Annotated in this window: 11 protein-coding genes and 1 tRNA gene; 3 read left to right on the top strand and 9 right to left on the bottom strand. The window is 56.0% G+C overall.

The window, feature by feature from the left end:
* The coding region (locus A3730_RS12920) for a DEAD/DEAH box helicase family protein (protein WP_063538193.1) at window positions 1–3102 on the bottom strand (3102 nt) is incomplete at its 3' end.
* Window positions 3103–3366: 264 nt separating this feature from the next.
* Window positions 3367–4179, bottom strand: a complete 813-nt coding sequence (locus A3730_RS12915) for a DUF6694 family lipoprotein (RefSeq protein WP_063521153.1) — start codon at window positions 4177–4179, stop codon at window positions 3367–3369.
* 162 nt (window positions 4180–4341) lie between these two features.
* Between A3730_RS12915 and A3730_RS12910 the strand changes: the two genes are divergently transcribed.
* The gene (locus A3730_RS12910) at window positions 4342–5250 is read left to right on the top strand and encodes a YafY family protein (RefSeq protein WP_063521152.1); all 909 of its coding nucleotides are present in this window, start codon (window positions 4342–4344) and stop codon (window positions 5248–5250) included.
* Here the strand turns inward: A3730_RS12910 and A3730_RS12905 are convergent.
* Together A3730_RS12905 and A3730_RS33065 are read right to left on the bottom strand one after the other, a co-directional pair.
* Window positions 5247–5462 carry an AlpA family transcriptional regulator gene (locus tag A3730_RS12905; RefSeq protein WP_035460473.1) on the bottom strand — a complete coding sequence of 72 codons (216 nt, stop codon included), beginning with the start codon at window positions 5460–5462 and terminating at the stop codon, window positions 5247–5249. The two genes, A3730_RS12910 and A3730_RS12905, sit on opposite strands and share 4 nt — an antisense overlap.
* A gap of 65 nt (window positions 5463–5527) precedes the next feature.
* Window positions 5528–6232: an inovirus Gp2 family protein gene (locus A3730_RS33065; RefSeq protein WP_063521151.1), complete on the bottom strand. Its 705-nt coding sequence runs from the start codon at window positions 6230–6232 to the stop codon at window positions 5528–5530.
* 664 nt (window positions 6233–6896) lie between these two features.
* Between A3730_RS33065 and A3730_RS12895 the strand changes: the two genes are divergently transcribed.
* On the top strand, window positions 6897–7757 hold the full coding sequence (locus A3730_RS12895; protein WP_063521150.1) for a hypothetical protein: 861 nt from the start codon (window positions 6897–6899) through the stop codon (window positions 7755–7757).
* A gap of 128 nt (window positions 7758–7885) precedes the next feature.
* On the opposite strand, the gene A3730_RS12890 is transcribed toward A3730_RS12895, so the two are convergent.
* From A3730_RS12890 to lptF, 5 genes are all read right to left on the bottom strand, one after another.
* Window positions 7886–9085 carry an integrase arm-type DNA-binding domain-containing protein gene (locus tag A3730_RS12890; protein ID WP_063521149.1) on the bottom strand — a complete coding sequence of 400 codons (1200 nt, stop codon included), beginning with the start codon at window positions 9083–9085 and terminating at the stop codon, window positions 7886–7888.
* A gap of 160 nt (window positions 9086–9245) precedes the next feature.
* Window positions 9246–9332: transfer RNA gene (locus tag A3730_RS12885), tRNA-Leu, on the bottom strand.
* 48 nt (window positions 9333–9380) lie between these two features.
* Window positions 9381–10085 (bottom strand): PP2C family serine/threonine-protein phosphatase, encoded by a 705-nt coding sequence (locus A3730_RS12880; protein ID WP_063521148.1) that lies wholly within the window; start codon window positions 10083–10085, stop codon window positions 9381–9383.
* A gap of 1 nt (window position 10086) precedes the next feature.
* Window positions 10087–11148: an LPS export ABC transporter permease LptG gene (gene lptG, locus A3730_RS12875; protein WP_063521147.1), complete on the bottom strand. Its 1062-nt coding sequence runs from the start codon at window positions 11146–11148 to the stop codon at window positions 10087–10089.
* Window positions 11145–12263, bottom strand: coding sequence for an LPS export ABC transporter permease LptF (gene lptF, locus A3730_RS12870; RefSeq protein ID WP_255363147.1), 1119 nt, complete (start codon window positions 12261–12263; stop codon window positions 11145–11147). Before lptF ends, lptG begins: the two co-directional genes overlap by 4 nt.
* A 264-nt stretch (window positions 12264–12527) precedes the next feature.
* Here lptF and A3730_RS12865 point away from each other — a divergent pair.
* On the top strand, window positions 12528–12935 hold a 408-nt coding region (locus A3730_RS12865; protein ID WP_304439495.1), incomplete at its 3' end, for a M17 family peptidase N-terminal domain-containing protein.

The following is a 12935-nucleotide window of genomic DNA, read 5'->3' as shown; positions in this document are numbered from 1 at the left end:
CCGGACGGTGACAGCCAGTTGGTCGGCGGTACGGCCATAGAAGTCGTTAAGGACTTCGAGGCTGACGCCGGGGTGGCTGGTGAGGATGGTGGAGGTGAGCGTTTCCAGCTCCGTCACGGCAATGGGCTCGCCCTGGCGGATTTTCTGCAAGACCGGGTTGGCGGCCAGCATGTCATCGAGTATGCCTTTCAGGCGGCGACGGTAGATCATGGCTTCGTTGGCACCGGCGATGGTGACTTGCCGCTCCCCTTCCGCTACTCCACCATCAGACGTACCGGTAGAAGGCGTGGTGTAGCCGCCTGTTCCGCCGGATTGCTTGTATTTCATGATGCCGCGCAACCCGCTGCGGGCATTTTCCAGTTTCTCGATGCTGGGCTGCTGCCAGAAGTCTGCACTGCGTACGTCGGCGATCAGGGCATCTTTCTGCCGGACGGCCTGGATATTCACCGCCAGCTTGTCCAGTTCGGCCAGGAATTCATCCCGACCATCTTCAAAACAACTGGCCTGCTCCACCAGGCAGCGCTGGATGCTGGCGATCAGCTTATCCAGCGCGGTGGCGTGCTTGTCTCGCAGCACTCTGGCTGACATAAGGGGCGATAGCGTTTCGGCAAGCTTATGCCGGGTTGAGGCCTCGAATTTCTTCAGGGCATCGGTTTGCTGAAGCTGGTGTACCAGGCGCAGCTCACGTTTTACGGCAACGCTGGTTTCCGGCAGGTCGTTGATGTCTGCCTGAAGCAGTGCGATGGCAGCATCGAATGCTGGAGCATTACTGTTCTTGAGTGCGCTTTCGGCCAGCTCCAGACGGGCCTCGAAGGTGGTCTGCAACAAGGATTTTCCGCCGGTGTCTTCCGGCTCTTTATATTCCTGCTCGAAGAAATCGAAGTTGCTGTAATGATCGAAGATCAGGAATTCGGTTTTATCCTTGCCGGGGCCAAACAGGTTCGAGCATAGACGGGTACCGCGACCTATCATCTGCCAGAACTTGACCCAGGATTTGACTGGCTTGGCAAAGACCAGGTTGACCACTTCGGGGACATCAATGCCGGTGTCGAGCATGTCGACGGAAATGGCGATGCGGAAGTCATTGTCGGCTTTCTTGAATTCCTTGATCAGGCTATCCACATGAGGAACCTTGTTGTGGATGACCTTGCATACCTTCGTGCCATATTGCGGATAGAGCTTGCAGAACAGCGCTTCCAGGTGCTCCGCGTGGTCCTGGCGCTGGGCAAAAATGATGGTCTTGCCCACCAGGGAACCGGTTTCATCCTTGATGCCGTTATTGATCAGGTTTTCCAGGATGATGCGGTCGGTATCTTCGCTGAAGATCTTACGGCCAATGTCCTTGCCGGCGATGGTGGTGTTGCGGGCTTCTTCCTCTCCCAGATCCTCTTCCAGCCGCTGCTTTTGCTCATCATCCAGGTCGTTGTAGTGAATGCCATCACGCAGGAAGTCGGTGGTGAGATCCTTGACCCGGAACGGCACCAGGTACGGCGGTTCGTTGTTGATGGCCGCATCCAGACCAAATTCGAAGGTGGGGTCAGTGGTTTCACAACCGAACATGTCGAAGGTGTTGCGGCTGATGAATTTCACCGGGGTGGCGGTGAGCCCCACTTCGAGCGCATCGAAGTAGTCAAACAGATCCCGGTATTTGTTGTAGATACTGCGGTGGGATTCATCGGCGATGATCAGGTCGAAAAAGCCCACGTCCAGCTGCGCGAAGCGGTTCATCATGCCGGGATAGGTGGCGATGTAGATGCGCGCATTCTGGTCGATCTGGTTGGTTTCGCCGATGACACAGCGCGGTTCGCTGGGCAGGTTCTGCTTGAAGGCATCATCCGCCTGAATGCGCAGTTCCTTGCGATCGCAAAGGAACAATACCCGCTTGGCCCAGCCGGTGCGCAACAATAGCTCGCCCAGGGCAATGGCCACTCGGGTTTTCCCCGTGCCCGTGGCCTGAATGATCAAGGCCTTGCGGCGCTGGCCTTGAAAGTGAGCGGCAACCGTTTTGATGGCTTCTATCTGGTAAGGGCGATCCGCAATGCGCAGCTCCGGGTTGAACTTCTCCAGCTCGGCGGCGCGGTAGTGGCGCTGGTAAATCAGGTAATTTAGGCTGTCTTTACTATAGAAACCGTAGACCTGACGGTACGCGTTGTACTGGTGATCATCCCAGATGAAGGTTTCGTAGCCATTGCTGTAGAAGATGACCGGGCGCTGGTAGCCCATGCGCTCAAAGGCATCGGCATACAAACGGGCCTGCTCGCGGCCCGCCTGCAGGCTGGTGTTTCCAGATTTCTTGGCTTCCACGACAGCCAGGGGCTGGCCGTTATCGCCCCACAGCACGTAGTCGGCATATCCCTTGCCTGATGGGTTATTGGGGAAGTCCACTTCGACTTCCTGGCCAACCTGCTCCGGGTCATCCACATCCCAGCCTGCCTTGGTGAGCATGACATCAATGAGCTGCTTGCGGGTTTTGGCCTCGTTCCACTGCAGGCTATCGGTAACCGCCTGGCTTTTCTGGTGCTTCTCTTGCTGCTCTATAGGCTGGGGCGGATCGATATGCTGAACATTTTTCGTCCGCTCTCTATCCAACTCATCCAGGAGAGCCTTTACCTCCTCCTGCCGGGCTTCCAGCTTTTCCTTGTAAGCACTGACCGATTGCTTTAGCTCGCCAAGCGCAGCGGATTGATCCGGGATTTCCTGGAAGTCAGGAATATCTGCCTTCTTCTTCCCGTAATACTTGATTGCCATGTACATGGCGAGCTGGTGCGCTATACCCAATGCCAGTTTGGCATCCCGCACCGAGCCCTTGGCACCATGAGCGGTCTCATTGCCCTGAATGCGCAGAGCATTGATCTGGTAGATCAGCGGCTTGCTGGTACAGGCTGTGAACACCGGGTCTTTGAGCAACTCGTAGAAGCTCGCCTGAGGCAGGCGCGGAAGGAGCTCTTCTTTGTAGATGGCCTTGGTGACCTCTTCTGCAAAGCCCCTGAGCCGGGTCAGGGCGCTGCCGGGATCAATATGCAGGACCGCCTCGGCCAAACCGGCCACTTCGGCCAACGACTCATTGGCCGGGCGTAGAAACTCGAAATTGACAGACTTCATAAATCCCTTTTCCCCTGCCTGCCCCGGCACGACACCCCTATACACCGGGAGGCGAGGCTCCATAATGCTTGGCGATTCTTGCTCATTGTCAGAATCCCAATGCTCTTCGCTCTCAGCCCTGATGCCACCTTGATGGCAAAGCAGCTTCTCAAGACGCGTGAAGTATATTCACTTTTTTGAGAAGGCTATCACAAAGAGCTATGACTGCCTCCCCCTCTACATTTTACCCATCCCTATTTCTCTGCAATCTGCATAATGCTCTGTTTAATCAACATCATATTGCTGTTTCAGCTCAGCCAGACGCTCTTGGTCCCTCTCGCTGAAGTCTCTTGTGGAATACAGGGCTTCCCCATCCGGCCCATCCAGCTTTTCCACCATCACGGTAAAGACGGCATCTGCAGGGGCATTCACCTTGCCCCAGTCAGAATAACTGTTCGGTGCCAGCGTCCAGGTAGCTTCTTCGCCGGGCTCCAGACCACCTGAGATGCTGTAATTGAACTGATCTTCATGCCAAGGCACGCTCCGATCAGGGCTGGCGATGGTGCCGGAGAAGTAGGCACGGGAGATGGCCTGATCCGTGCCGTTCTTGACCGTTAGCTCAATGATCGGCTGTTTGCCAAGGTATTGCCTTTCTCGCATAGTGAAGCGGGAACGTACCACCTGGAACTTATCCAGCTGTTGTTTGGCCTGCTCAGCCTTGTCCCGCTTGGCAACAAGTTCGCGGATCTCGGCCAGTGCCTGCTCTTTCTCGCGGGCTTTGCGCTCGGCCTGAATTTGCTCTGCTTGGGCAAGCACCTGCTCCGCCGTCTTGCCGTTCAAGGCGTCGCGCATTTTGCCCTCCACATCACCCGCATCGGCACCGCCATTGGCAAACAGGCTCTTCATATCGATCTGACCAAAGGCGATCAACTGAACCGCCTGATCGAAATCTGTCCGCTTCGCCTCAGGTAATGACTCCCGCACCTTGGCTACTGACTCTTTCATGTTGGCCTCACTGGAGGCGTCAATGGTGGGGTCTGAACAGCCTGTAATGGCCATGACCGCCAGGACCAGCATCAGTAGTGCATAGACTTTCATTGTTTTCTCCTTTGCCACTTTTCCCTAAGTCAGATGCGGCATCCTGCCGCTTTTGTCTCGTCCATGATGACACCCAAAGGCTATTTACTTATTATCTACATGACAATACTGGCGACTCGTACACGTCGCCTTTTGGCATATATCGCTTTTTGGAGCACATCCATGGCACGGGTTGCGGGCAAAAACGCAGCGGACTGGCCGCTGCGCTGGGATCTGTTATTGCGCTATCGGTTGATTGAGGTGATCTCCCTTTGGGAGGGGCGGCTGACCACTAACCATCTTCAGCGGGCGTTTGGCATTGGCCGGCAGCAGGCCAGTAAGGACATCAATCAGTACCTGGGGGAATATGCGCCCGGCAACCTGGAATACGACCGTTCCCTGAAGGGGTACAAGCCCGCCAGCACCTTCAAGCCCGTATTCACAAGGGGCGTGGCGGATGAGTACCTGCAGATGATGCATTCCCGGGAGGATCTCAGTTGTGCCTTTGAGACCCTGGATGTGCGCGAACTCAATACCGAAGTGCTGCTTCCTCCTTCTCGTGACCTACGCCCCAGTGTGCTGTGCCCGATTCTCCAGGCCTGCCGGGACAAACTACGCGTGGAAATCCAGTACACTTCCTTGAGCAACCCGGAGCCGGAATCCCGCATCATTCAACCTCACACCGTGGCACACAATGGCATGCGCTGGCATGCCCGGGCCTGGTGCGAGAAGAGTAGCGACTACCGGGATTTCGTATTAAGCCGGATTCAGGATGAACCCGAATTCACCGAATTCACCGAATTCACCGAACAAAGCGAACACCACACTGAGCAGGATGATCATGCGTGGCAAGAACGACTCATTCTGCATGTCACCCCGGATCCTCGCCTCTCTGTGGCTCAACAGGACGTGGTTGCGCGGGATTACGACATGACCGATGGAGCGCTGACTATTGAGTGTCGGGCTGCCATGGCCAATTACATTGTGCAACTGCTTAGACTAGATGGGTCGCGACACCGAGACCCGGAGGCCCAGCAGGTGGTACTGGCCAACGAGGATGAGGTTAAAGGTTGGCTGTGGGGGGCCGGCTAACCGCCAGCCCGCATGCCCTCCTCTTCTAAACGCTGATCCCGCTTGGCAATCTGTTCGATCACCCACTCCTCCACTTCATCCAGCACCCAGCCCGATGAGCGCCCTCCCAGGCTCACGGGTTTCGGGAATGAGCCCTCTTGGGCGTACTTATAGATGGATGATCGGCCCAGACCTGTAGTTTCCATGACTTCTTTCAATCGAATGATTCTCATGAGATATCTCCTTCTGCTCATGAGATGAGCCATGGCTGTAAAAAACGGCCAGATGCCCTCTGGCGCTAACCAGCCCGACTATAGCGAATATTTCGGCCTCCTCTGCCGAACCTTTTGCTCTGCGCCTTCGCTAGGTAGCTCAGCCGATTAAACAGCCCAGCTTCAGTCGCTTCGAATCCCGCGCTACTACGCCTCAGCCGGTACACCCCTCCTGTAGGGAAATGCACCAAGCCAGCCGCTTCTCTCATGGTCATTCCCAATGCCCTGGCCCAAGCCATAACAATCTTTTTAGCCAGGCTATCTGCCCGCTCAGCCCGTGGATCTCCCAGCACATCCGGATCGAAGCCCCTCCCTGTGGGAAACTCGCCTAGCCCACGATAGATCTCACCATTCAGGAACAAGCAGGCATGATAATGAACCTGCTGACCTCCTACCTTCTCCTCGACGCCTATGTAACCCAATTTACAATCAGGCACCCATCGACCCTCGCGTTTACGTCGCTCCAGCTCCGCATCCACCTGTTCTTTTAGAGACCGAATGAAGGAACCAAACCAATCCCCAGATTGTACATACCCATTTTCAGGAAGATTGAGATCTACCCTCACTGCCATAGTGCTTGCCTGACTATGGATAGCTCGATGCATGGTCTGGTGGATACGCTCCAGGTATGGAATGAATAATGGCCCTCTCTGTAGTTGAACCTCATATCCGTTCCAGGGGCCTGAGTGGTGGTAAGTCAGGTGGGTATTGTCTGGGTGACGACGTCTCATTGCTAACTCCTTGAATGTAATGAATCCATAGGAATTAGCTGGTGTGTATTAATTAACCAGACATGACTATGTAGGTCTTATCTATCAATTACTTACTGGTATTTTGATCATACTTGTATGTGATATGAATCAGAGGGTAGAGAACCCTCTTTAACCCCTTCTATCAATACTATTACCGGGACCGAAAAGCAGCCCAAGCCACAACAGTCCTAGGACCCTATCTCAAATCCACTCCCAAGTTAGGTCAACCCCCCAACAGGCCACTGAACAAAGTTTCATCATTTATCACCCTCCCCAATCACAGAACCTGAAGACCTGCCCCACAGTTACACGATGGCTATCTACGGCTGCCGGTCGACCCTTCTCGAAGCACTCGACCTTGCCTCTTGGTAGCTTTAGCCCCAATGGCAACGGCGGCGACTTGCCATTGACAGAAGTTGCTCGAGGAGTAAGATCAGAAGATAGAATTATCTCTTCAATAACAGCCTCTTAGCCAAAAGCAGCCTACGTCCACGGACAATTCTACGGTGGACTCTACCAATTCTTCGACGAAGACTCGACGCGCCTCTCTACAAAATTATCGCCACAAACCACACAAACCATTGAACAACAATTCCCTATGTGACAATCTACATTGTAGATCAACATGTCACGGAACAACGTTATGCTATACAAGTTCGGCAACTCAGCACTTCCCTCCCCGCTAAACAAATTCAGTGAACGCGAACTCCGCTGGCTATGGAGGACATTGATTTTTCAAGGCGCACGACTACCTAACGAAGCAGATGTTCCCAAAACTGAGCGCCCTGGCGTTCTGGCCAGCACGATCAACTCACACAACCATCCAGAGGAACTCATCCAAGGCCTCCTTAACAAGAAAGAGAGCCAACTCCTTGACGCAAAATGGCTTGAATGGATGGATTCAGACGGCGACCGCCTGCTCGTCTGGCTTCTTTCCCAAACACAACATCTGGCCAGGCAGCCTTCTGGCTACCAACCAATCTCCGTTGACCAAACTCCTAGAGAGGAAAGAAAAGACGCAATCATTCTCACCCTGGACCTCTGGGAGGAAACCATCGAGAACAAGCAAGCCTTTATAAACGAGAGAAGAACTGAATGGGCAAGTATCCGCACCCCAGACCATGAAACACAATGGATCAACCCAAAAGACTCAGCACAACTGAAGTGGGCCTGGAGCTACTTAATCAAGCAGCAGGTAGCCGCTCCGCTTCCCAGCCCCATAGACAACAAAGACCTCCTGGCCTGCATACTCGCCACGCTAGACGATATGTCATACGGCCACCCTGCCGAGAAACAACTATTCCAAGAGAAGATGAAGAAGACCTGGAGCCAGAAGAAGTATCGCGATTCAGGCAAGGCCAAGAAGCAGCATTATATGCCGCTAACCAAGGACACCCGAGACAAGCTCAGTGCTCTTTCTGAGGAATGGAGCATGAAGCCGCACGAAGTCGTTGAGGTGCTCATTCAGGAGGCAAACGAGCAAAAACCAGCCGATGCCAACTAAGACAAAACAGCAGGCATACACACCTCGCCTCGGCGGACATACGGCCGACCACGGACGGTCGGCCCAACCTTCTTTTCGACAACCATAACAAGACCCCAACCCATAAGGGCCAGCTCACACCCGCCACATCAAGCCTTCTTGGCCTTCAAATCATCCAGGTAATCCGCCCACTGCTGCATCATCCCCACACGACCCTCCAGGTGCGAAGTACGGTTATAGGCCCGACCGTTGGCGTCCCTGACGGAGTGAGCAAGCTGGTGCTCGATCCAGTCCACCCGGACGTCCAGGACTTCATCAAGCAGGGTACGGGCAATGGCGCGCCATCCGTGCTGGGTCATCCTTCCCTTGTAACCAAGGGTTTTCAGTAGCTTGTTGAGGGTATTGTCACTGATCGGCTCCCCCGGCTTAGTGCCCTCGAAAACATAGCGGCAATTCCCGGTGAGCGGCTGGATTTCCTGGAGGATCGCGACAGCCTGGCGAGACAGGGGGACTACGTGGGGCTCCCGCATCTTCATTTTCTCTGCAGGAATGCTCCAAAGGGCCTTCTTCAGGTCAATTTCTGACCATTCGGCATGACGCAATTCGCCAGGCCGGACGAATACCAGCGGAGCCAACCGGGCCGCGGCTTTGGTGGTGGCTGCTGCCTGACAGGCATCAATGGCCCGAAGCATCTTGCCGACTTCCTCTGGCTCCAGAATCGCCAGGCGGTGCTTTTCTTTCTTAACGGCAATCTGCCCCTGAAGAGGCAAGGCGGGATTGTTATCGGCACGACCGGTCGCCATGGCAAAGTTGAAGATCTCGGAGGCCATCCCCCTCAAGCGATTGGCGGTATAGCCACTGGTCTTTTGGGTACGCTGAAGCACATTCCACAGCTCAGCCGTGGTGATTTCAGAAATGGGCCGGCTGCCCAGGAATGGAAGGAGGCCATTATCCAGCCAGATGCGCCGCTTCCTCTCCGTTGTCGGCGTCCACTTCTCGCTACTCACCTTGTTCTGTGCCCACTCTTCCGCCACCCCGGCAAAGGTATTGCGCAAGGCAGTCTCTGTGGCCATCTTATCGGCTTTACGCTGATCACCGGGGTCAACGCCAGATGCCAGCAGCTCTCGGGCTTGCTGCCGCTTGTCTCGGGCTGCTTTCAGACTTGTGCTGGGGTAGGTGCCAAGAGAGAGGCGCTTTTGCTTACCGTTGAAGCGGTATTTGAAGCGCCACCATTTGCCGCCTTTGGGAGAGATCTCCAGGAACATGCCCTCGCCATCGGAGATGCTGTAGAGCTTGTCTTGGGGCTTTGCTGCGCGGATTTTGACGTCGCTGAGTTTGTTGGTTTCCATGGCTTTCGCCGGCTTTGGGCTGTGGAGTTGGCCCCAAAGTTGGCCCCAGGTGGGGCCAGATGTCAACAAACCTTGTCGGACGGCAGCGGAAGAAACTCATCGATAACTTGCTGTTTTTAAAGCTTTCGAGGAGCTCTTCGGATGCTGCCGGACCGTCATTTGGTACCAGAGGCCGGACTTGAACCGGCACGCCCGTGAAGGCAACGGATTTTGAATCCGTCGTGTCTACCAATTCCACCACTCTGGCAGTGGGGCGCGAGTATACCAGCCCTTCACGGCTTTTCCAGCCTTTACGTTAACCGAAAGCAATTTTGATCGTGGTCACGTTATCCCGGCTACCCGCATTCAAAGCCGCCTTGAGAATGGCGGACTCGCTGGCACCCTCGGCCAGCAATTGATGTATTTCAGGCAACCGCAGCACAGAATGCACGCCATCGGTGGTCAGCAGGAATTGCTGGCCAGCCTCTACCGCAAACCGGATTTGTTCCAGTTTCAGCTTGTCGCCATTACCAATGGCCTGATAAATCACGTGGCTACGGGGATGGCACATGGCCTCTTCTTCGTTGATCTCGCCTGCGTCCACCAGTGCCTGCACAGGGGTGTGGTCCTTGGTGATGGCACTGGTGCGCGACGGATCATGCCGGTAAAGCCGGGCATCGCCGGCCCACAGCACCCCAGCCTCGCCATCGTGAATCAGCAGCACGACAACCGTCGCCCCCATGGGCTTGCTTCCCAGGTGCATGGCGGCGTGATGACGGATGGCATGGTTGGCGCTTTGCAGGGCGGCATCCACCGCCAGCAACCGGTGGGCAATACCGCCCCCGAGGGCAAGATTTTCCAGTGCATGACGGATCATGGTGGCGGCAAGGTCGCCGGCATCATGCCCGCCCATGCCATCAATAACGGCCCACAGGCCCTCGCCGTCACGGCACACCAGCGCGTCTTCATTGGCCGACCGGCGGCCTGCATGGGTGCGTCCCTGCCCCCGCCAGCAGCTCATCTCATCGCACTCGCTGCAGTAGCCAGATACCCAGCACCAGACACAGGGACGGCGGCAGGATGGCAGCCAGAAGCGGGTCAGTATGGAAGACCAGCGACAACTGGCCGAAGAATTGCTGGCCGTAATGGAAGATCAACCCGGCGACGATACCCGCCGTCAGCCGCAGGCCCATGGTCACTTCCCGCAAGGGGCCGAACACAAAGGAGATGGCGATCAGCACCATGCCAATGGTCGCCAGCGGCATGAACAGTTTCTGCCAGAAGCTAAGCATATAGTCTGCGGTTTCCAGACCCTGACGCTGCAGGTAACGGGTATATTCCAGCAGCTTGACCAGCGCCAGATTGTCCGGCTTGAGCACCACGATGCTGAGCAACTGCGGCGTCAGTTCTGTTTGCCATTCGCCCTGATCTTGCTGGTAGGTTTCAGCGTGATCCTCGAACAGCCGGGTGCCGTGGATACCCTCCAGCGACCAGAAATCCCCTTGATAGATCGCCCGCTCCACATATTGGGTTTCTGTCAGTTTCTGGCCATCACTGAAGCGATAGCGGGTCAAACCGTGCAGCACGCCATTGGGCTGCACCGCATTGATATGAATAAATTCCGGCCCTTCCCGATGCCAGTAGCCGTACTTGGAGCGCAACGCTTCACCGCCCCCCTCAGCCATGGAACGGTTACTCTGCGCCACCTGCTCGCTGTAAGGCGTCAGGTATTCACCCAGGGGAATCGACAGGATGATCAGCATCAATACCGGGCGCAGTACCAGCCAGCTCACTTTCAGGGTGGAAACCCCAGCCGCACGAATCACCGACAGCTCACCGCTATTGGCCAGCAGCCCCAGACCAATCAGGGTGCCCAGCAAAATGGCCATGGGCATGTACTCGTAAAAGCGTCGCGGCGTGGTAGTCAGGATAAACTGTAGCGCTTCCATGACCTGATAATTGCCGCGGAGAAACTCCAGCTCATAAACAAAGCCGAACAGACAATCCAGCCCGACAATAATAAACAGTATGGCCAGAGTCGGGATCATCACCGCCCGCCAGAAGTAGCGCTTGAGCAATCTCATGAGCGCGCCCTCCGCCGGAACAGGCGCCGGCCAAAGTAGAGCAGAAAGACCACCGCCCCAGCGCTCAGGTGGATCCAGATCATGCTCAGGTACCAGGGCAGCGCCCCTTTATGGTCTTCAATGGCGCTGCGACATACCAACAACATGCCCACGTACAACATATAACCCAGTACCGCGGGAATAAGACGATAAAAGCGGCCTTGCCGCGGATTGACCCGCGCCAGCGGAATCGCCGCCAGCGCCATGATCGGCACGGTGAGAATCAGCGAGAGGCGCCACTGCAGCTCCGCCAGCGCCGCCTTGTTGTCGGCTCGCTGATCCACCAGCTCCTGGGTAGAGCGCCCCCGCACTTTGGGGGGGCGACTATCGGTTTTTTCGCCACCAATACGCACTCGGGCTTCCTTGAAGCCCACTTCCTTGTAGTCCAGCTGGCCCGGCTTGCCCTGATACTGGAAACCGTCCGTCAGCAGCAGGTAACTGATGCCTTCTTCCACCACCAGCTTGCCGCTTTTCGCCCAGACGGTGAGCAAGCGGCCGGCCTCGCCCTGGCTTTCAAAACGGGCATCGGCCACGAAGACATTTTCCAGAACACCCTTTTCCCGGTTCAAGTGTTCCGCATAGGTCGCGCGCTGGGAGTCGCTGGAGCCTTTGACGTGAAACCGTCCCGGCGTAAGCAGTTCCAGCACCGACCGGTCCTTCTGCTCCTCAAAAATCCGGTTCACCTCTGCATCCCCGCGCGGCGTGACGTAGAGAGAAAACATGCCCACCAGAGTGGTGGCCATCAAGATGGGCACCGCCAGCGAACGCACCACCCGGCCGTTACCCTGGCCGCCGGCCTGCAGCACCACCATTTCGTTGTCCATGTGCATGCGCCCCAGCACCAGCAGCAAGGCGATGTACAAGCTCAGAGGAACGATCATCTGCAGGAATTCCGGCATGCGGAACGCCATCACCAGGAACAAGGCATCGGCGGCAATTTCACCGGCCGCGGCTTCCGCCAGGTATTTGATAAAGCGCCCACTGACCAGCACCATCACCAGAATAAAGGTGACCAGTACCGTGGTCATGAACACTTGCCGGTTAATATATCGATGAAGAATCAAGGGCAGGCCCACTCATTGCTGTCTGCAAAACGCACCGGGCACAATAACGGCAGGTGAATAACCCACAGCCCGGCACACACCGCCGGGCAAAAACGCCTGCGGCAGCAGTGAATGCCACCTAGTGTAACTGAGTGCTCGACCAAGGTGATAATCCCGTGTGAACAAGGCCACCGGTAGATAGCGCTGAACGGATTGCGTTTCCGCGCGTGACGGCCCACTATTTCCTTTATTTATCGGGTGAACCGCGCCCCACCCTTTTCTTGATCTGGAGACAGCATGGACTTCGCAGTAAGCAACAAGCCCCTGGAAAAAAGCAAGGCAGACGCCCTGGTCGTACTGCTGAGCAAGAAAAATGATCTTCCCGAAGCCCTGCCCGACAGCACCCGCGAACACATTGCCCAGTTCATGAAGGCCGGCGATTTCAGCGCAAGCAAAGGTCAAATGAGTTGGCTGCATACTCCCGCTGGCGCCAACGCGGCCCGCCTGCTGCTGGTCGGCACCGGCGATAGCCCGCTTAGTGACCAGGGCTGGCTCTCCCTGGTACAAAAAACGACCAAAGCCCTGACCGCCGCCCCGGTGAAACAGGCCCTGTGGCTGTTGGATAACTCCCTGCCCCAAACACAGGAATGGCAAGTTCGCGAAGGCAGTCGGGTAGTGGAAGAAAACACCTACCGTTTCGACGCC

Source organism: Alcanivorax sp. HI0044, from assembly GCF_001634945.1.
This window is presented reverse-complemented; position numbering and strand designations above follow the sequence as displayed.

Bases quoted from the DNA above. Each gene is read 5' to 3' on its own strand.
- A3730_RS12910 (WP_063521152.1), top strand. From the start codon at position 4,342: ATGGCACGGGTTGCGGGCAAAAACGCAGCGGACTGGCCGCTGCGCTGG.
- A3730_RS12895 (WP_063521150.1), top strand. From the start codon at position 6,897: ATGCTATACAAGTTCGGCAACTCAGCACTTCCCTCCCCGCTAAACAAA.
- lptG (WP_063521147.1), bottom strand. From the start codon at position 11,148: ATGAGATTGCTCAAGCGCTACTTCTGGCGGGCGGTGATGATCCCGACT.
- A3730_RS12905 (WP_035460473.1), bottom strand. From the start codon at position 5,462: ATGAGAATCATTCGATTGAAAGAAGTCATGGAAACTACAGGTCTGGGC.
- A3730_RS12890 (WP_063521149.1), bottom strand. From the start codon at position 9,085: ATGGAAACCAACAAACTCAGCGACGTCAAAATCCGCGCAGCAAAGCCC.
- A3730_RS33065 (WP_063521151.1), bottom strand. From the start codon at position 6,232: ATGAGACGTCGTCACCCAGACAATACCCACCTGACTTACCACCACTCA.
- A3730_RS12880 (WP_063521148.1), bottom strand. From the start codon at position 10,085: ATGAGCTGCTGGCGGGGGCAGGGACGCACCCATGCAGGCCGCCGGTCG.
- A3730_RS12915 (WP_063521153.1), bottom strand. From the start codon at position 4,179: ATGAAAGTCTATGCACTACTGATGCTGGTCCTGGCGGTCATGGCCATT.